The organism is Kitasatospora sp. NPDC001539 (genome assembly GCF_040298565.1).
Lineage (GTDB): Bacteria > Actinomycetota > Actinomycetes > Streptomycetales > Streptomycetaceae > Kitasatospora.
The window spans coordinates 14,619-32,916 of the sequence record NZ_JBEPAK010000008.1 but is presented as its reverse complement, the minus strand read 5'-3'; the positions used below and the strand labels follow the sequence as shown (position 1 = coordinate 32,916).

The window sequence follows — 18,298 nt, the reverse complement described above, 5'->3', positions numbered from 1 at the left end:
CATGGGAGGTGGTGAGGTGATGCGGGACCAACTGGCGCTCTGGTGGACGGCGGTGCTGTGCCTGGTGGCCGTCGCCGCGTGGCGGGCCGTGCAGGAGCAGCTGCCGGGCGGCCGGCGGTCCCGGCTGGTGCTGGCAGGCAGCGGTCCTCCGGTGCGCGGGCCGGCCCCGGAGCCGACCGGGCGACTGCGCGGACGGCTCCCGGAGCTTCTGGCGCCCGAACTGCTGCTCCTGCCGGTCGGCGTGGCCGCCGGGCAGGCCGCCTCGTCGCCGGTGCCGGTGCTCGCGGCCGGGCTGGCCGTGCTGCCGCTGCGAAGATGGCGGCTCCGGCGGCGCCTGACGGCGGAGGCGGGGCAGCGGGCGGCGGCCGTGGTGGAGCTCTGCGCCGCGCTGGCCGGTGAGTTGCGCGGCGGCTCGACGCCTGAGCAGGCACTCCACCTCGTCACCGCCAGGCTCGCGGTGGACCCGGACGGGCTGCGTCGGCTCGGCGAGGAGCCGGTCGCCCGGCTGGCGGCCGGCCGCTACGGCGGCGACGTCCCCGCTGCGCTCCTGCTGCTGGCCGCGTTGCCGGGCGGCAGTGGGGCGGCGGCCATGGCGGCCTGCTGGCGGGTCGCCTCCGACGGCGGCTCGGGGCTGGCCGCCGCTCTGGACCGGGTCGCGGAGGCGCTGCGCGCCGAACGGGCGCTGGCGGAGGAGATCGCGGGGGAGCTGGCCGGGCCCAGGACGACGATCGCCGTCCTGGCCGCCCTGCCGGGTGCGGGGCTGTTGCTGGGCGCCGCGATCGGCGCCCGTCCGGTGGACGTGCTGCTGCACACCTCGGCGGGGCTGGGCTGCCTCGCGGTGGGAGTGGCCCTGGAGGGGCTCGGTGTGCTCTGGACGGATCGCATTGTCCGGGCGGCGGGCCGGGGCGCACTGGAGCCGCTACGGACCCCTGGCAGTGGTCCTCCGGCCGCGGAGGTGTGGGAGCGCGGCGGTGCACGCCGAGGGCTCATGCGGATGCGGGGCCCCCGGGAGCCCTCGGCGAGCGCCTCGAGGCGGCGGGCGCTCGGTGGGGGAGCGGAGGCCCGGTGATGAGGGGACATGCATGGGCGGCTGCCGCCCTCGCGAGGGCGATGCCGAGGCCGGTGCCGGGACCGCTTGCGGTGCCGGTGGAGCCAGTGGCTGTGGCAGGGGCGGTGGTGGCGGTGGCAGTGCTGGCGGTGCTCGTGACGGGGTTGTCACGGGGCCGGGTCAGTCGGCGGGCGTTCGTCCGGGCGTCGGGGCGGGAGGACGCGCGGAAGCGAACATCGCTGTGGCGGTGGCGCGTTGGGCCGGGTCGGCGCGTGGTGCCGGCGGTCGGCGCCGGGCTGACCGTGGCGTTGCTGTTCGGCGGCCTCGTCGGGGCGGTGATCGGCGTGCTGGCAGCAGTGGCCGTCCACCGGTGGTCGGCCCGCGCGAAGTCTTCGACGGAGCTCCGGGCGGCTCGCGAGGAGGAGCTGCTGGCCAGGCAACTCCCTCTGACGACCGAGCTGTTGGCGGCCTGCCTCAGCTCGGCGGCGCTGCCCTCGGCGGCGGTGTCGGCGGTGGGTCGGAGCGTGGGCGCGCCGCTGGGGCCGCGGTTGGTGGCGATCGGGGCCGAACTCGCTCTGGGGGCTCCGCCGGAATTGAGTTGGAACCGGTTGGGCGAGCAGCACCCCGCGCTGGCCCCGCTCGGGCGCTGCCTGGTCAGGGCGAGCCTCAGCGGGGCGCCCGCAGCCGAACCGCTGATCGGGCTGGCCCAGGCGCAGCGGACGGCCACCGCCCGGGCGGCCCACGCGAGGGTCCGCAGGGCCGCCGTGCTCGCCACTGCACCGCTCGGGCTCTGCTTCCTCCCGGCCTTCGTCCTGATCGGGGTGGTGCCGGTGGTGATCGGCCTCACCGGCCGCTTCACGCAAGCAATGTGAGGGAACGCCGGCTCCGGATCCGCCGGGGTCGAGGAACGGAACGGACAGGAGAGATTGATGACCGCAGTGATCGCGATCAGGCCCGGTGCCGGGCGACCGATCCGGCAGTTGCTGGGCAGCTGGCGGCGGAAGAGCCGCTGGGCGGCCGGGTGGGCGCGCTTGGCGCCCCGGCGACGGCGCCGGTCGGACGCCGGGATGACCACGGCCGAGTACGCCGTCGGAACGTTGGGCGCCTGCGCCTTCGCCGCCGGGCTGTACAAGGTGGTGACCAGCGCGACCATCACCGGAGCGCTGACCGACATGCTGGAACGCGCGTTCCATGCCACGTAGGACGGCGGACAGCGGTGCACCGCCGTGGTCGCTGCGACCGAGCCGACGCTCCGACGGAGGCTTCGTCACGGCGGAGACGGCGGTGGCCCTGCCCGCGCTCGTCCTGCTCGCGGCGATGCTGATCTGGGGCGTGCTCGTGGCGGCCGCGCAGATCCGCTGCGTGGACGCGGCTCGGATCGGTGCCCGAGCGGCCGCTCGTGGTGAGGCGGACGCCGCGGAACTCGCCCGAGTGGCCGCCCCGCCGGGGGCGGAGATCCGGCTCGTGGTCGCGGCGGACACGGTGCGGGTGGACGTGGACGCTCCCTGCGCGGGACCCGGCAGGCTCAGCGGTCTGCTCAACGTGCGGCTCGCCGCGCGGGCGGTGGCGGCTCGGGAGGACGTGCTGGGAAGCGGGGCGGGAGGTGGCGCTGCGCGTACCTCCTGAGCCGGCGAGGCGAGATGCAGTGAGACGAGAGGGCACCGGGCGGCGGCCCGGCCGTAGCGGGGGCGGTGGGCGCGCGCGGCTGCGCGGGAGGTGGGCTGCCGGGCCACCGGGCCTGCCGGGCCTGCGGGATGAGGGCGGTGAGGAGGAGGTGGTGGTGCATGGCGCGGCTGAGGAGCGCTGGTCGGGCGGTGGAGCGGCTGGTGCGGGCCCGGGCGGCTCGGACCGTCTCCGGAGCCGGCCGGGGGCCGGATGCGGGCTCGGCGACGGTGTGGTCGCTCGCGCTGGCGATGCTGGGTGTGGCGGTCTTCGCCGCGACGATCGCGCTGGGTGCGGTGGTCGCTGCCCGGCACCGGGCCGAGTCCGCCGCCGATCTGGCGGCCCTCGCGGCGGCGGACCGGTTGCTGCTGGACGCGGACGGCGGCTGCGGTCGGGCTGCGGGGATCGCTGCCGCGCAGGGTGCCGGCCTGGTCTCCTGCGCGGTTGACCGGACGGCGGACGCCGTCGAGGTGGTCACCGAGGTGCCGGTCGGCGGGCTCCCGGCGCGGCTGCCGGTGGGACCGGCGCGGGCGAGGGCCCGGGCCGGACCGGCCCGGGCGCCGGTCACGGTCGCCGAGGACGGCCTGGGTGACTCTCCGGGCGGTGCGACGGCGGCCCCTCACGAGCCGGTCGGCGCACCGCCGTCCGGACCGGATCCGCCCTCGGGGGCGGGTGCACCGTTTGGGCCGGGCGCACCGCCGTCCGGACCGGGCTCGGCCTCCGCCTCGGGTGCTCCGGCCAGCAGCACGTCCAGCAGCAGGACGGCCGCCGCCTTGTCCAGCGGGTCGTTCCCGTTGCCGCACTTGGGCGACTGGACGCAGGACGGGCAGCCGCGCTCGCACTCGCAGGAGGCGATCGCTGCCCGGGTGGCGGTCAGCCATTCGAAGGCCCGCTGGAAACCGCGCTCGGCGAAGCCGGCCCCGCCCGGATGGCCGTCGTAGACGAACACGGTGGGCAACCCGGTGTCGGGGTGCAGCGGGACGGAGACACCGCCGATGTCCCACCGGTCGCAGGTGGCGAACAGCGGCAGCAGGCCGATCGAGGCGTGCTCGGCGGCGTGGGCCGCGCCGGGCAGCTGGTCGAGCGGGAGGTCCGCGTCGAGCAGCTGGTCCTCGGTGACGGTCCACCAGACCGCCCGGGTGCGCAGCGTGCGGGGCGGCAGGTCGAGCTTGCTCTCGCCCATGATCTCCCCGGTGGAGATCCGCTTCCGGAGGTAGCCGACCACCTGGTTGACCACCTCCACCGAACCGAAGCTGAGCCGGCCCTCGCCCCAGGGGACGGTGGTGTCGGTGTCGAGGACGGAGATGGAGGTGATGTCGCGGGCGGCCGTGGTGTACGGCGGGTCGGCCGGTTCGACCAGGGCGACCGAGTTCTCCAGGTCGAGTTCCCGGACCAGGTAGGTGCGGCCCTGGTGGAGGTGCACGGCCCCGGTGTGAACGGTGGTGTGGGCGGCTGCGGCGTCCACCGTGCCGAGCAGTCGGCCGGTGTCCGCCTCGACGATCTGCACCGGGCTGCCGCCGCTGCCGCGCAGGTCGACGGCGTCGGCGGCGCGTTCCCGGCGGGTCCAGTACCAGGATCCGTCGGCGCGGCGGCGCAGCAGGCCGCGCCGTTCCAGGACCGGTAGCAGCGGCGCGGTGGAGGGGCCGAACAGCTCCAGGTCGGCGGCGGTGAGCGGAAGCTCGGCGGCGGCCGCGCACAGGTGCGGGGCGAGCACGTGCGGGTTGTCGGGATCGAGCACGGTGGCCTCGACGGGCGCCGCGAACAGGGCCTCCGGGTGGTGCACCAGGTAGGTGTCCAGCGGGTCGTCCCGGGCGATCAGCACGGCCAGCGCTCCCTGGGCCTCGCGGCCCGCCCGGCCCGCCTGCTGCCAGAGCGAGGCCCGGGTGCCGGGGTAGCCGGCCATCAGGACGGCGTCGAGACCGGAGATGTCGACTCCGAGCTCGAGAGCGGAGGTGGACGCGAGGCCCAGCAGCCGACCGGAGTGCAGCGCGCGCTCCAGGGCCCGGCGTTCGTCGGCGAGGTAGCCGCCGCGGTAGGCGGCGACCCGGTCGGCGAGCGGACGGCCGAGCTGGTCCTGGGTCTGGAGGGCGACCAGCTCGGCGGCGCGCCGGGAGCGGACGAACACCACCGTCCGGGTCTGCTGCTCGACCAGGTCGGTCAGCAGGTGGGCGGCCTCGGCGGTGGCGGTGCGGCGCACCGGCGCGCCGTGTTCGCCGACGTTCTCGGTCAGTGGCGGTTCCCAGAGGCCGAAGACCATCGGCCCGCGCGGCGAGGCGTCCTCGGTGACGGCCACGGCGGGCAGGCCGGTGAGGCGCCGGGCGGTGGCGGCCGGATCGGCGGTGGTGGCGGAGGCGAGCAGGAAGGTGGGTGCCGAACCGTAGCGGGCGCAGATCCGGCGCAGCCGGCGGAGCACCTGGGCGACGTGCGAACCGAACACGCCCCGGTAGCTGTGGCACTCGTCGACGACCACGTAGCGCAGCGACTTCAGGAAGGAGGACCAGCGGGCGTGCGCCGGCAGGATGCCCCGGTGCAGCATGTCCGGGTTGGTGAGCACGTAGGACGCGTACTGGCGGACCCACTCGCGCTCCTCCGGCGGGGTGTCGCCGTCGTGCAGGGCGGCCCTGACCCTCGGCGGTGCGAGTTCGGCGGCGCGGCGGCGCTGGTCGGCGGCGAGCGCCTTGGTCGGGGCCAGGTAGAGCGCGGTGGCGCCACGGCCGTTGCGGGCTTCCGTGCCCTCCAGCAGATCGCTGAGGACCGGAGCCAGGTAGCCCAGCGACTTGCCCGACGCGGTGCCTGTGGCGATCACCACAGTCTGACCGGTTTTGGCCAGGTTCATCGCTTCTGCCTGGTGTGCCCAGGGCTGTTCGACGCCGACGGCGCGCGCGGCGGACACGATCTCCGGTCGGATCGACTCGGGCCAGGGCGCATAACGTGCAGGTCGGGCGGGAAGGTGCTCCGTATGGGTGAGCCGGTCGGACCGCCCCCGGCTGGTGGCCAGGGTCGTGAGCAGTGCCTCGGGCAGGCTGTGTCGGGGCGGCATGAGGACCCAGTGTGTCACCGGCGTGACGGAGAATCGTCGTAAGCCATCGTGCGGCCATGGTCGCAGGTGGTTGAATGTGGCCGTGACGGCCGTACGGCCGTGGGTCGCAGCGCTGAGGCTTGCCACGCGTTTGGCTTGGCGCGCCAGGCTCGCGACCATGCGGTGGCGGCCTTCCGGCCGAGGATCGCACATGACGTAGCAAGGCAAGGTGCTGGAGGTTCCGTGGACCTGTCCCTGTCGACCCGCGCAGTCGGCGATCGTACGGTCGTCGAGGTAGGCGGCGAGATCGATGTGTACACCGCCCCGAAGCTGCGGGAGCAGCTGGTCGAGCTCGTCAACGACGGCAAGTACCACCTCGTCGTCGACATGGAGGGCGTTGACTTCCTCGACTCGACGGGCCTGGGTGTGCTGGTCGGCGGTCTGAAGCGGGTGCGTGCCCACGAGGGTTCGCTCCGCCTCGTCTGCAACCAGGAGCGCATCCTCAAGATTTTCCGGATCACCGGCCTCACCAAGGTCTTCCCGATCCACACCTCGGTGGACGACGCGGTCGCCGCGACCGACTGACGCGTCCGGGCCGGTCCCCGTGGCCGGCCCGCCGTTCCACACGTCCGGAGCGCCGGGGCCTGTGCGGCCCCGGCGCGGCCCGGCCGTTCCCGGGCCGGTCCGGCCGGCCCACCAGGGGTCGTGTGCCGGGCCCCAGTCGGAGCACCCCGAAGGGGAGAGATGGCAACCGTCGAACTTCGATTCAGCGCGCTACCCGAGCACGTGCGGACGGCCCGGCTGGTCGCCGCGGCCGTCGCCAGACGGGCCGGTGTCGACGAGTCGGTGCTCGACGAGGTCCGGCTCGCGGTCGGCGAGGCGTGTTCGCGCGCCGTGGGCCTGCACCAGCGCGGTGGCGGCGGCGGCACGATCCGGGTGGCGCTGACCGACCAGGAGAAGCGTTTCCTCATCGAGGTCGAGGACGAGGCCGGCCCTGCCGCCGTCCCGACGTCGGGCGCCGCCGAGGGCGGCGACCCGGACGACGACACCCTGGGCCTGGCCGTGATCACCGGCCTGGTCGAGGACCTCGAGGTCACCAACGGCAGCGACGGTGGCGTGATCCGGATGAGCTGGCCGGTTCCGGTCGCCTCCGTGACGGTCTGAAGCCGCCGCGCCGCCGGTACCTGCCGCCCCGACCGACGCCGCCCGACCGCCGAGGACGCGACTGCGGGGATCCCGACTCCTGAGATCCCGTTGACAAGTTGTTGAGGCTGGCGGTTCCCTGCTTCCGGCACGACCGGGTCCGATCGTCGTCGATCGGACTCGTCGCGGAAGAGGAAGCACATGCGGATTCGCATCCTGTGGCCGGCCGGGCAGACCACCGCCACGCTGCGGGCGACACCGACCACCGAAGCGCTCTGGAACGCGCTGCCGATCGCCTCGACGGCGAACACCTGGGGTGACGAGGTCTACTTCGGCACGCCCGTCAGTATGCCGCGCGAGGACGGTGCCCAGCAGGTCGTCGAACCGGGCACGGTCGCGTTCTGGACCGACGGGGACAGCCTCGCGCTCCCGTACGGGCCGACCCCGATCTCGCGTGACGGCGAGTGCCGACTGGCCAGCCCCTGCAACGTCCTCGGCGCGCTGGACGGGGACTCCCAGGTGTTGCGCACCGTCCGGCCGGGCGATCCGATCCGGGTGGAACGCGCCTGACTTTTGGCCCGGGATGGCCCGGGGCCTCGAGTTCGGGGCGGGGGGGTACGGGGTCGAGGAGCCGGGAACCGGCGGCCGGACGGCGGACGTGTAGGTTCGACGACCGAAGACGACCGAACCGAAAGGCCTCTCCCGGTGAACAAGCGACTGCTGGCCGTACCCGCCCTCGGCGTGCTGCTCGCGTTCGGCGCCGTCGGCTGTGGCAGCGACAACAGCAAGCAGCTGGAGTCCTGGGCGTCGAACGTCTGCGGCGCGGCCAAGGACCCGATCGCCCAGGCGCAGACCGCCCTCGCCGACACCGGCCAGGTGAAGACCGGCGAGGCCCCGGCCGACCTGCAGAAGCGGCTCTCGACGGACATCGGGAAGCTGGCCAAGACCAACCAGGACATCGCGGCCGCCGTCGATGCGGCCGGCGCGCCCAAGGTGGACGACGGCGCGACCCTGCAGAAGGACACCGTCGACGAGCTGAAGAAGGCGGCCGACGGCTACCAGGACGTGCAGAAGAAGCTGGACGCGCTGCCCAACAACGACCAAGCGAAGTTCGCCGACGGGTTGCGCAGCGTGGCCGATCAGGTGCAGCGGCTGGCGTCGCTGTCCACCCAGGCGCAGAGCAAGCTGCAGAGCGGCGAACTCGGCGCCGCGATGGCCAAGCAGGAGGGCTGCAAGCCCAGCCAGGCGACTCCGGGGGCCGGTGCGAGCGGCAGCGCCGGCGGCTCCCCGGCCGCCGGGAGCGCGACCGGGACGCCGAGCGCCGGTGCGTCCGCCCCGACCGGCGCCCCCAGCGCCGCGCCCACGCCCGGCGCCACGGGCAGTGCGAGCCCGGCGGCCGCCCCCTCGGCGAGCGCCGCCGGCACCCCGGCCGCCAACCCGTCCACTCCGGCCCCCAGCACGAGCTGACCGAGGGCCGGACACGGGAGGACGCGAGAGTTCCCCCGCTCCAGCCGCCTCCGCTCCGGCCGCCGCCCGCTTCGCACTCCGCCCGCCCATGGACGGGCTGCGGGGCGGGGGTCGGCCGGGGCGGGGGACAATGGCGGGGTGATCAGTAGCCCCGTTCTCGACCCGACCCGTCTGGCCAAGCTGCGCGAGGCGCTGCTCGCCGCTTCGTTCACCGCTGACGGGTGCCTGGACCTGTTGGGCCCCACCGGATACGCGGCGCTGGCCCGCAGCGAGGCCGTCCCGGCCCTGCGTGCGACGCAGGGCGGCAGCCCGCTGGAGACCCTGGTGCGGCTGTTCCTGCTCCAGCAACCGGTGCCGTACCGGGCGGCGGCGGCCGCACTGCCGGTGGAGGACTGCCTGGCGGACGGCTGGCTGCGCCCCGACGGAGACCTGGTGCGAGCCACCGTGGACGTCCGGCCGTACGCCAACGAGGTCGCCGGTCTGCCGAGTTCGGATGCCTGGGTGGTCTCCGACCTGGGCTGCGCGGTGGGCGGCGCGGGCGGCATCGGCTCCGGGGAGACGGCTCACGGAGTGGCTCGCAAGGACCTGGTGCTGGGGGTCGGCGGGGCGTCCACCACACTGGCGAACATCACCGTCCGCCGCCCCGTACGGGCCGCGCTGGACCTCGGTTCGGGCTCGGGTGTGCAGGCGCTGCACGCGGCCCGGCACGCCCAGCAGGTCGTCGCCACCGACCTCAACCCCCGGGCGCTGCGGTTCACCGAGCTGACCCTGGCGCTGTCCGGTTTCGACCGCACCGAGGTGGCCGCCGGCAGCCTCTTCGAGCCGGTCGGGGAGCGGAAGTTCGACCTGATCGTCTCCAACCCGCCGTTCGTCATCTCGCCGGCCGGCCGGTTCACCTACCGGGACGGCGGCATGGCCGGGGACGACCTGTGCCGCAACCTCGTGCGCTCGGCCGCCGAGCACCTGGAGCCGGGCGGCTACTGCCAGTTGCTCGCCAACTGGCAGCACGTCAAGGGCGAGGACTGGCACGAGCGGCTGGCCGGCTGGGTCGCGGGCACCGGGCTGGACGCGTGGGTCGTCCAACGCGAGGTCCAGGACGTGGCCCAGTACGCCGAGTTGTGGCTGCGGGACGGGGGCGATCACCGCGGCGCCGGCGGCGACTACCAGGCCCGGTACGGCGAGTGGCTGGACGCCTTCGAGGCCGGCCGGGTCGAGGGCATCGGCATGGGCTGGATCACCCTGCGGGCCGGCGGCGCCGAGCGCCCGACCGTACGGGTGGAGGAGTGGCCGCACCCGGTGGAGCAGCCGCTCGGCCCGCACATCGAGGAGTGGTTCGACCGGCAGGACTTCCTGCGCTCGCACGACGACGCCGGCCTGCTCGCGGCCCGCTACGTGCTGGCCGACGAGGTGGTCCAGGAGCAGGTCGGCGCGCCGGGGGCGGAGGATCCGGAGCACGTGATCCTGCGTCACAACCGCGGCATGCGGCGCGCCACCAAGGTGGACACCGTGGCGGCGGGGTTCGTCGGGGTGTGCGACGGGACGCTGTCCGCGGGCGAGATCGTCGACGCCATCGCGCAGCTGCTCGGCGAGGACCGGGTGGTGCTGCGCGACCGGGTGCCGGAGTCGCTGCGGCTGCTGACCGAGCAGGGGTTCATCGATCCCGTCCGGTGATCCGCTGGGCGTGACCCCGCCGGGTGGGGCCTGCCCGCGCCGGCCCGCAATCGGGCCGGCGCTCGCGCCCGCCGGCCCGCCGTCGGCCCGCGTCTGCCGGGTGCCTGCCCGCGCCTGCCCGGCGTCGGTCCGTTCGGCGGAACGCTTCGCGGACGATGCCTGGTTCACCCGCCCGTACCCCCCGGTTCGGCCGGCCGTCCCCGGGCGGCCCCGCTCCGTTGGCCCGGCGCTGTGAGGCTCTCCGTCCACAGGCTGTGGACGGAGCTGGGGAGTCGGGGGCAGGGGTGGACGCGACGACGGCGACGCTGGCCGGGGTGGTGCTCGCCCTGTTCGGCGGCGTGCTGCTGCTCTGGTGCGCCGCCGAAGTGCGCCTTCGCCACCGGGTGCGTCGGCGGGGCGTACCGGCGGTCGCCACCGTCGTCGCCGAGACCGATGTGCACGGGCATCTCGACAGCGCGCCGCTGCTCTCCTTCTCCGTGCTGCCCTCGGTGGGAGGGCCGGGTGGCGGCCGGATCGGTGAGCTGGTGCTCACCCGTCCGCGGGGACACACCCCGTTGCGCCGTCCGGTGCGCTTCGCGCCGGGAGCCTCGGTACGCGTCTGCTACGACCCCGACCGTCCCTGCCGGGCGGTGCTGGCGGCGGGGGAGGTCGGCCGGGCCGTGGTCACCGACCTGCTGTGGAGCGCCCTGGGCGCGGGCTGCCTGGCGGCGGGTGCCGCACTGCTGGTCGCGGTCGGCCGCTGAGGTCGGAGCTGCACCGACGGCGGGGACGAATCAGCACGGTCCAGGGCCAACGGCGCGAAACGGACCGTAACGGTAAGAAGCGAACGGAGTCGGAGCACCCGGAGCCCCACCCGATCGGAGTGCCCCGGAATCCCGCGGTTCCAGCGCCCCGGAGCCCCACGGGTCGGAGTGCCCCGCAACCGCATGGATGCGGAGCGGGCTCGGAGCATCTCGGAACGGGCGAGAACGGCCAGGTCCGCACCGGTCGGCCCGGACGGCCCGAGCGCTTCCGACGCGATCCGGCGGGCGCGGTACCGCAGGCGCGGCGATTTTTCCGTTGACAGATCTTGAAATCCGTCATTCCATCCTCCGGAACCTGCCGAAGCCGCCCTCCACGGGGCGCGAACCTCCGTCATCGGGTTACCGTTCGAGTGGCGTCGGTGAGCCCGGCAAGTGAAAACGCGGGATCCGTCCGTTTGACAAGGGTGGCCGGGGTACGGTCACACTCCGCTGGTGGGGTGTCGTTCGGCGGCAGCCCCGGGACGGTGGAGGGGTCGGGCGGAGCGCAGCCCGTGCTGCCAGCGCCGACCAGCCACATAAGGACCGGGAGAGAAGAGCGAAGGTGTCCCCGAGCAGCGAGACCGCGCACGGACAGCGACTCGTCATTGTCGAGTCGCCGGCCAAGGCGAAGACGATCAAGGGCTACCTTGGCCCCGGCTACATCGTCGAGGCGAGCGTCGGGCACATCCGCGACCTGCCCAGCACGGCGGCCGAGGTGCCGGACAAGTACACCGGTGAGGTGCGCCGCCTCGGAGTGGACGTCGACCACGACTTCGCGCCCATCTACGTGGTCAATGCGGACAAGAAGTCCCAGGTCAGCAAGTTGAAGTCGCTGCTCGCGGAGTCCGACGAGCTCTTCCTCGCCACCGATGAGGACCGCGAGGGCGAGGCCATCGCGTGGCACCTCCAGCAGGTGCTCAAGCCCAAGGTGCCGGTGCACCGGATGGTGTTCCACGAGATCACCAAGTCGGCGATCCAGGAGGCCGTGGCCAACCCGCGCGAACTCAACCAGCGCCTGGTCGACGCCCAGGAGACCCGCCGCATCCTCGACCGGCTGTACGGCTTCGAGGTCTCGCCGGTGCTGTGGAAGAAGGTCATGCCGAAGCTGTCGGCGGGCCGGGTGCAGTCCGTCGCGACCCGTCTGGTGGTCGAGCGGGAGCGCGAGCGGATCGCCTTCCGCACCGCCTCGTACTGGGACCTGGTCGGCACCTTCGGCACCGGCCGCACCCCGGCGGACGCGGCCAACCCGGAGACCTTCGGCGCCCGGCTGGCCTCGGTGGACGGCAAGCGGATCGCCAGCGGCCGGGACTTCGGTTCGGACGGCCGGCTGAAGGCCGGCAGCACCAACACCCTGCACCTGGACGAGCAGGCCGCCCGCCAGCTGGCCGCCGCCCTGGCGCAGACCGCCTTCAGCGTCCGCAGCGTCGAGTCCAAGCCGTACCGCCGCTCCCCGTACGCGCCGTTCCGCACCACCACGCTCCAGCAGGAGGCCAGCCGCAAGCTGGGCTTCGGCGCGAAGCGGACCATGCAGGTGGCCCAGAAGCTGTACGAGAACGGCTTCATCACCTATATGCGTACCGACTCCACCACGCTGTCGGACACCGCGATCGCCGCTGCCCGGGCGCAGGTCACCCAGCTCTACGGTGCGGACTACCTGCCGGACGCCCCGCGCACCTACGCCAGCAAGGTCAAGAACGCCCAGGAGGCGCACGAGGCCGTCCGCCCGTCCGGCGACCGCTTCCGCACGCCCGCCGAGACCGGCCTGACCGGCGACGACTTCAAGCTCTACGAGCTGATCTGGATGCGCACCGTCGCCTCCCAGATGAAGGACGCGGTCGGCCAGTCCGTCACCGTCCGGGTGGGCGGCGCCTCCGCCGACGGCCGGGACGTCGAGTTCTCCGCCTCCGGCAAGATCATCACCTTCCACGGCTTCCTCAAGGCCTACGTCGAGGGCGCCGACGACCCGAACGCCGAGCTCGACGACCGCGAGCGCCGGCTGCCGCAGGTCGCCCAGGGCGACCCGCTGGCCGCCGAGCGGATCACCCCGGAGGGCCACGCGACCAAGCCGCCGGCCCGCTACACGGAGGCTTCGCTGGTCAAGGAGCTGGAGGACCGGGAGATCGGCCGCCCGTCCACCTACGCGTCGATCATCGACACGATCATCCAGCGCCGGTACGTCTTCAAGAAGGGCACCGCGCTCGTCCCGTCCTTCCTCTCCTTCGCCGTGGTCAACCTGCTGGAGAAGCACTTCGGCCGGCTCGTCGACTACGACTTCACGGCCAAGATGGAGGACGACCTCGACCGGATCGCCGCCGGTGAGGCGCAGTCCGTGCCGTGGCTGAAGCGCTTCTACTTCGGCGAGGGCGAGGGCCACGCCGCGGGCGTCGCCGCCGAGGCCGGCAACGGCGACGGCGACCACCTGGGCGGCCTGAAGGAGCTGGTCACCGACCTCGGTGCGATCGACGCCCGGGAGATCAGCTCGTTCCGGATCAGCGACGACATCACCCTGCGGGTCGGCCGCTACGGCCCGTACGTCGAGCGCGCCTCCGCCGTGGAGGGCGAGCCCGGCCAGCGCGCCGACATCCCGGACGACCTGCCGCCGGACGAGCTGACCGTCGAGCTGGCCGAGGAACTGCTCGCCAAGCCCAGCGGCGACTTCGAGCTCGGTCCGGACCCGGTCACCGGCAACATGCTGGTCGCCAAGGACGGCCGGTACGGCCCCTACGTGACCGAGATCCTGCCCGAGGGCACGCCCAAGACCGGCAAGAACGCCGTCAAGCCGCGCACCGCCTCGCTGCTCAAGTCGATGTCGCTGGACACCGTCACCCTGGAGGACGCGCTGCGGCTGCTCTCGCTGCCGCGCGTCGTCGGCACCGACCCCGAGGGCGCGGAGATCACCGCGCAGAACGGCCGCTACGGCCCGTACCTCAAGCGCGGCACCGACTCGCGTTCGCTCACCAGCGAGGAGCAGATCTTCACGATCACCCTCGAGGAGGCGCTGGCGATCTACGCCCAGCCCAAGCAGCGCGGCCGGGCCGCCGCCGCCCCGCCGCTCAAGGAGCTGGGCACCGACCCGGTCAGCGAGCGCCCGGTGGTGGTCAAGGACGGCCGCTTCGGCCCGTACGTGACCGACGGCGAGACCAATGCCACGCTGCGCAAGGACGACGACGTCGAGACCATCACGCCGGAGCGCGGCTACGAACTGCTCGCCGAGAAGCGGGCGCGCGGTCCGGTGAAGAAGGCGGCGAAGAAGGCCCCGGCGAAGAAGGCGGCGGCCAAGAAGACCACCACCGCCAAGGCGACCGCGACCAAGACCGCCGCCAAGAAGACGGCCGCGAAGAAGACCGCCACCAAGACGGCGGCGGCGAAGAAGACGGCCGCGAAGAAGACCACGGCCAGCAAGACCGCGGTCGGCAAGACCGCGACGGGCAACGCCGCCGGCGACGAGGGCTGATTCCTCGGGCCGCCGCCGGCGACGAGGCTGACTTCTCGGCGCCGCCTCCCGCGACGAGGCTGACTTCTCGGCGCCGCCTCCGGCGACGAGGCTGACTTCTCGGCGCCGCCTCCGGCGACGAGGGCAGATCCCCCGGCAGTCCCCGGACAGCCGGGGCAAGACCGGCGACAGCCGACGGGACGGTCCTCCCGGAGCCCGACCGGGCCCGCGCTCCCACCTCGGGGCGCGGGCCCGAGCTCTGTGCAGGGATCGTCACAAGGCGGTGATGACCGGGGACCGGAACCCCGTTCATCTCAATCGGGCAAAGCCCAGCCCGCTACGCTGACCGTATGACGAGCGAGGAGCAGCCCACCCCCAGTGCCGCCCCGGCCGCCGGCGCCACCGTGGCCGACCTGCCCGAGGTCGTGCCCGCCGGGACCTCTGTGGACCGGGCCAGGGCACTGCTGCGCATCCGGCCCTACCGGCGCCTGTGGACCACCCAGCTGATCGGCGGCACCGCCGACCGGCTCGGGCTGCTGGTGCTGCTCGCGCTCACCGTGATCGCCGCCGCCCAGGGCGGGCAGTTCGGCGCGCTGCCGCGCAGTCTCGCCTTCGCCACCGCCGCCGTCCTCGCCGTGCGGGTGGCGGCCACCGGCCTGGTCGGCGTGGTGCTGCTGGAGCCGGTGCACCAGCTGGTCGCCGGGAAGCTCGACCGGCGCTGGACGCTGCTCGGCGCCGACGCGCTGTGCGCCCTGCTGATCGGCCTCGCGCCCTGGTGGACGGTCTGGCTGGGTTCCGGGCCGAAGCCCTCCGGCGCCGCGACCTACGTGCTGCTCGCCACCGTGTTCCTGATCGGCGCGGCGGAGCGGGTCCGGGGGATTGCCAGGGCCGCCGCCGTTCCCGGCCTGCTGCCGCCGGCCAACCCCTACGCGCCCGCCGCGGAGCAGCGGCCGGCCGCCGCCAACCTGGACACCGTCCGGAGCGTCGACCGCTTCACCGGCTGGGTCACGGTGCCGCTCGCGGCCGCCGGCCTGATCGCCCTCACCCTGGTCAACAACGTCGGCGCGGCGCTCGGCTCGGACTGGCTGCGCGCCCACCAGCTGACCTTCGCGGCGCTCGGCGCGGCCGGGCTGTTCGCCGCCGCCGCCGTCCGCGACCACCTCCAGCAGCTGCCCGGCGGGCCGGTGGCCGTGGCCCCGCGCTCGCCGCTGACCGGTCTGCGCGCCCCGACCGACGCGACCCCCGGCCCCGCCCTGAGCAAGGGCCGCACCGGCAGTGCCCCGTACTTCACCTTCGCCGTCGCGGCGGCCTTCGCCTCCACGGCGGGCGTCGCCGCGCTGGCGCTGCTCACCGCCGCCGAGCACCGCGCCGGGCCGATCGGCTACGGCCTGGTCGTGCTCGCCGCGGTCGGCACCCCCGCGCTGGGCGCCCGGCTCACCCGGGCCGTCCTGCCCTCGCTCTCCCGCCGCCGGCTGCTCGCGCTGGCCCTGCTCACCGAGGGCGTCGCGCTGATCCTGGCCGGGCTGGTGCTGGACTTCGTGCTGGTCCTGCTGCTCACCGTGCTGGCCGGCCTGGCCGCCGGGATCGTGGTCTCCGCCGGGCGCACCCTGCTCGCCCAGGAGGTCGAGGAGGCCCGGCTGCCGAAGGTCACCGAGCACCTGTACGCGGTGCTGCGGGTCGTGGTCGCCGCCGCGCTGGTCGCCGTCCCGCTGATCGCGGCGGCGTACGGGGACGTCGAGTACGGCACCGTCGAGCCCGGCTCCTTCACCTTCATCCACGGCGGTGCGGCCCTCGCCGTCGCCACCGCGGGCCTGCTCACCCTCGTGCTCGCCGCCGTCGTGCTGCTGCGCACCGACGACCGGCGCGGCACCGCGCCGTTCGCCCGGGACCTGGTGGACGCGGTGCGCGGCGGCAGCGGCCCGGTGCCGCACCGGGGCACCGGCACCGGATTCTTCATCGCCCTGGAGGGCGGCGACGGCGCCGGCAAGTCCACCCAGGCCCAGGCGCTCGCGGAGTGGATCCGCGGCAAGGGGCACGAGGTCGTGCTCACCCGCGAGCCCGGCGGCAGCCCCGTCGGGCAGCGGCTGCGCGGCCTGGTCCTGGACGTCGGCAACACCGGGCTGTCGCACCGCGCCGAGGCGCTGATCTACGCGGCCGACCGGGCCGAGCACGTCGAGAACGTCATCCGGCCGGCCCTCGCCCGCGGCGCCGTCGTGATCACCGACCGGTACATGGACTCCTCGATCGCCTACCAGGGCGCCGGGCGCGACCTTGCTGCGACCGAGGTCGCCCGGATCTCCCGCTGGGCGACCGGTGGGCTGCTGCCCGACCTGACCGTGGTGCTGGACGTCGACCCGACCAAGGCCCGGGAGCGCTTCACCGAGGCGCTGGACCGGCTGGAGTCCGAGCCCACCGAGTTCCACCAGCGGGTCCGGGCCGGCTTCCTCGCCCTCGCGGCCGCCGACCCGGCGCGCTACCTGGTCGTGGACGGCAGCCAGGCCCCCGGCTTCGTCACCACCGCCATCCGGCACCGGCTGGACCGCGAGCTGCCGCTCTCCGAGCAGGAGAAGGCCGCCCGCGCCGAGCAGGAGCGACTGGCGAAGGAGGAGGCCGAGCGGCGCGCCGCCGAGGAGGCCCGCAGGAAGGCCGAGGAGGAGGCCGCCGAGCGCAAGCGCCAGGAGGTGCTGGCGCAGCTGCGGGCCGAGCAGGCCGAGCAGGAGCGGCTCGCCAAGGAGGCGGCCGAGCGGGCCGCCGCCGAGGCCCGGCGCAAGGCCGAGGAGGAGGCCCGCCGCCGGGCGGAGGAGGAAGCGAAGCGCCGCGCCGAGGAGGAGGCGCGCCGGCGGGCGGCCGAGGAGGCCCGGCTGGCCGCGGAGGCCGCCGAGCGCCGGCGGATCGCCGACGAGGAGGCCGCCCGGGCGGAGCTCCAGCGGCAGCGGGAACTGGCCCGCGAGGAGCAGCGGCGCCGGGCGGAGGAGGCGCTGCAGCGGGCCGAGGAGGCCCGGCTGGCGCAGGCTGCCGCGCTCGCGGCGGCGGCCGCTGCGGCTGAGACGGCGGCGGACCGGGCCGCGGATCGGGCTGCCGGCCGCGCCACGGGGCGGCCGGAGGGGTCACCGGAGGCCGGGGCCGGGGACGCGGCGACGACGGAGCTGCGGGCGGTGCGGGAGACGCCGCAGGGCGGTTCGGGCGCTGAGCGCGCTGCGGGAGCTGCGGGTGCCTCGGGGGCTTCGGCAGTGTCGGGCGCGTCGGGGGTTCCCGGCGGTCCCGGAACGTCGGAGGGATCGGGCGGGCTCGGTGACGAGGCGACGCGGGAGCTGTCGCTGCGGGACCGGCAGGCGGCCGATGCGACCGCCAAGCTGCCGAAGGTGCCGACCGGGCCGGCCGCGGACGACACGGCGGTGCTGCCGACCGTTCCGGCCGCCGACGAGACGGCCGTGCTGCCCAAGGTCCCGGCCGCGGACGAGACCGCCGTGCTGCCGCGGATCGAGCCGGACCGGAAGCCCGGTGAGCCGGTGGACAGCACGCGGGAGCTGCCGGTGGTCGACGGGGGGCAGGCGGGCGCCGGGTGGCCCGGCGCGGGTCGGCCCGCTGCCGGTGCCCCGGTCTCCGGCGCTCCCGGCGGTCCTGGCGCTCCCGGCACCGGGCGGCCCGGTCCGGGTCAGCCCGCCGAGCAGCCCACCGTGGAACGGCCGCGGCCGGAGTGGGCCGAGGAGACCCCGATGGACGACCTGCCGAGCCTGACCGACACCCTGCTCGGGTCGCGGGACGAGTGGGCGCGTTGGGAGCAGGCTGCAGGCCAGGAGCAGCACGGCCCGCGCGACGGCGACAGCCGGCGTGACGGTGGCCGGGGCGAGGACGGCGGCAAGGGCAGGGGCAGGCGCTGGGGCCGGCGGAGCTGAGCAGGCTCCACGGCGGCTGAGCGGGCGGCGTCACCGGGGCAGTACCCCCGGCGGCGCCGCCCGTCGCCGTCGGGGCCCGCTTCCGGCCGCTCCCGTCGCGTGCCCTTCGCGCCCAGTCCGCTTCCCGTCCCGTCCCGTCTTCGTTCCGCTTCCGGTTCGCTTCCGGTTCGCGGCTCC

General features: G+C 74.9%; 13 protein-coding genes and 1 pseudogene. 13 read left to right on the top strand and 1 reads right to left on the bottom strand.

The window, feature by feature from the left end; genetic code table 11:
* Position 1: 1 nt before the first annotated feature.
* From ABT247_RS03380 to ABT247_RS03360, 5 genes and pseudogenes are all read left to right on the top strand, one after another.
* Positions 2–1,069, top strand: a complete 1,068-nt coding sequence (locus ABT247_RS03380) for a type II secretion system F family protein (RefSeq protein ID WP_350737165.1) — start codon at positions 2–4, stop codon at positions 1,067–1,069.
* A gap of 251 nt (positions 1,070–1,320) precedes the next feature.
* Positions 1,321–1,920, top strand: coding sequence for a type II secretion system F family protein (locus tag ABT247_RS03375; protein ID WP_350737162.1), 600 nt, complete (start codon positions 1,321–1,323; stop codon positions 1,918–1,920).
* 57 nt (positions 1,921–1,977) lie between these two features.
* Complete coding sequence (locus ABT247_RS03370; protein WP_350737159.1) at positions 1,978–2,250, top strand: DUF4244 domain-containing protein; 273 nt, start codon at positions 1,978–1,980, stop codon at positions 2,248–2,250.
* The gene (locus ABT247_RS03365) at positions 2,240–2,674 is read left to right on the top strand and encodes a TadE family type IV pilus minor pilin (RefSeq protein WP_350737157.1); all 435 of its coding nucleotides are present in this window, start codon (positions 2,240–2,242) and stop codon (positions 2,672–2,674) included. Before ABT247_RS03370 ends, ABT247_RS03365 begins: the two co-directional genes overlap by 11 nt.
* A 128-nt stretch (positions 2,675–2,802) precedes the next feature.
* Positions 2,803–3,201: pseudogene (locus tag ABT247_RS03360) on the top strand (Rv3654c family TadE-like protein); the annotation flags it as partial.
* 128 nt (positions 3,202–3,329) lie between these two features.
* On the opposite strand, the gene ABT247_RS03355 reads toward ABT247_RS03360, so the two are convergent.
* Entirely contained in the window at positions 3,330–5,750 is a 2,421-nt protein-coding gene (locus ABT247_RS03355; RefSeq protein WP_350737251.1) for a DEAD/DEAH box helicase, read from the bottom strand.
* Positions 5,751–5,972: 222 nt separating this feature from the next.
* On the opposite strand from ABT247_RS03355, the gene bldG reads away from it, so the two are divergent.
* From bldG to tmk, 8 genes are all read left to right on the top strand, one after another.
* Entirely contained in the window at positions 5,973–6,314 is a 342-nt protein-coding gene (gene bldG / locus ABT247_RS03350) for an anti-sigma factor antagonist BldG (protein WP_188305076.1), read from the top strand.
* A 159-nt stretch (positions 6,315–6,473) separates the two neighbouring features.
* Positions 6,474–6,893, top strand: a complete 420-nt coding sequence (locus ABT247_RS03345; RefSeq protein WP_350737153.1) for an ATP-binding protein — start codon at positions 6,474–6,476, stop codon at positions 6,891–6,893.
* A 180-nt stretch (positions 6,894–7,073) separates the two neighbouring features.
* A complete protein-coding gene (locus ABT247_RS03340) occupies positions 7,074–7,442 on the top strand; it encodes a cyclophilin-like fold protein (RefSeq protein WP_350737150.1) in 369 nt (122 codons plus the stop codon).
* Between the two features lie 135 nt (positions 7,443–7,577).
* Entirely contained in the window at positions 7,578–8,339 is a 762-nt protein-coding gene (locus tag ABT247_RS03335) for a small secreted protein (RefSeq protein WP_350737147.1), read from the top strand.
* Between the two features lie 138 nt (positions 8,340–8,477).
* Positions 8,478–10,010: a DUF7059 domain-containing protein gene (locus ABT247_RS03330; RefSeq protein WP_350737144.1), complete on the top strand. Its 1,533-nt coding sequence runs from the start codon at positions 8,478–8,480 to the stop codon at positions 10,008–10,010.
* 284 nt (positions 10,011–10,294) lie between these two features.
* A complete protein-coding gene (locus ABT247_RS03325; protein ID WP_350737142.1) occupies positions 10,295–10,753 on the top strand; it encodes a DUF3592 domain-containing protein in 459 nt (152 codons plus the stop codon).
* A gap of 601 nt (positions 10,754–11,354) precedes the next feature.
* Positions 11,355–14,246, top strand: a complete 2,892-nt coding sequence (gene topA / locus ABT247_RS03320; RefSeq protein WP_350737139.1) for a type I DNA topoisomerase — start codon at positions 11,355–11,357, stop codon at positions 14,244–14,246.
* 329 nt (positions 14,247–14,575) lie between these two features.
* Positions 14,576–18,121 carry a dTMP kinase gene (gene tmk / locus ABT247_RS03315; RefSeq protein ID WP_350737136.1) on the top strand — a complete coding sequence of 1,182 codons (3,546 nt, stop codon included), beginning with the start codon at positions 14,576–14,578 and terminating at the stop codon, positions 18,119–18,121.
* Positions 18,122–18,298 lie beyond the last annotated feature (177 nt).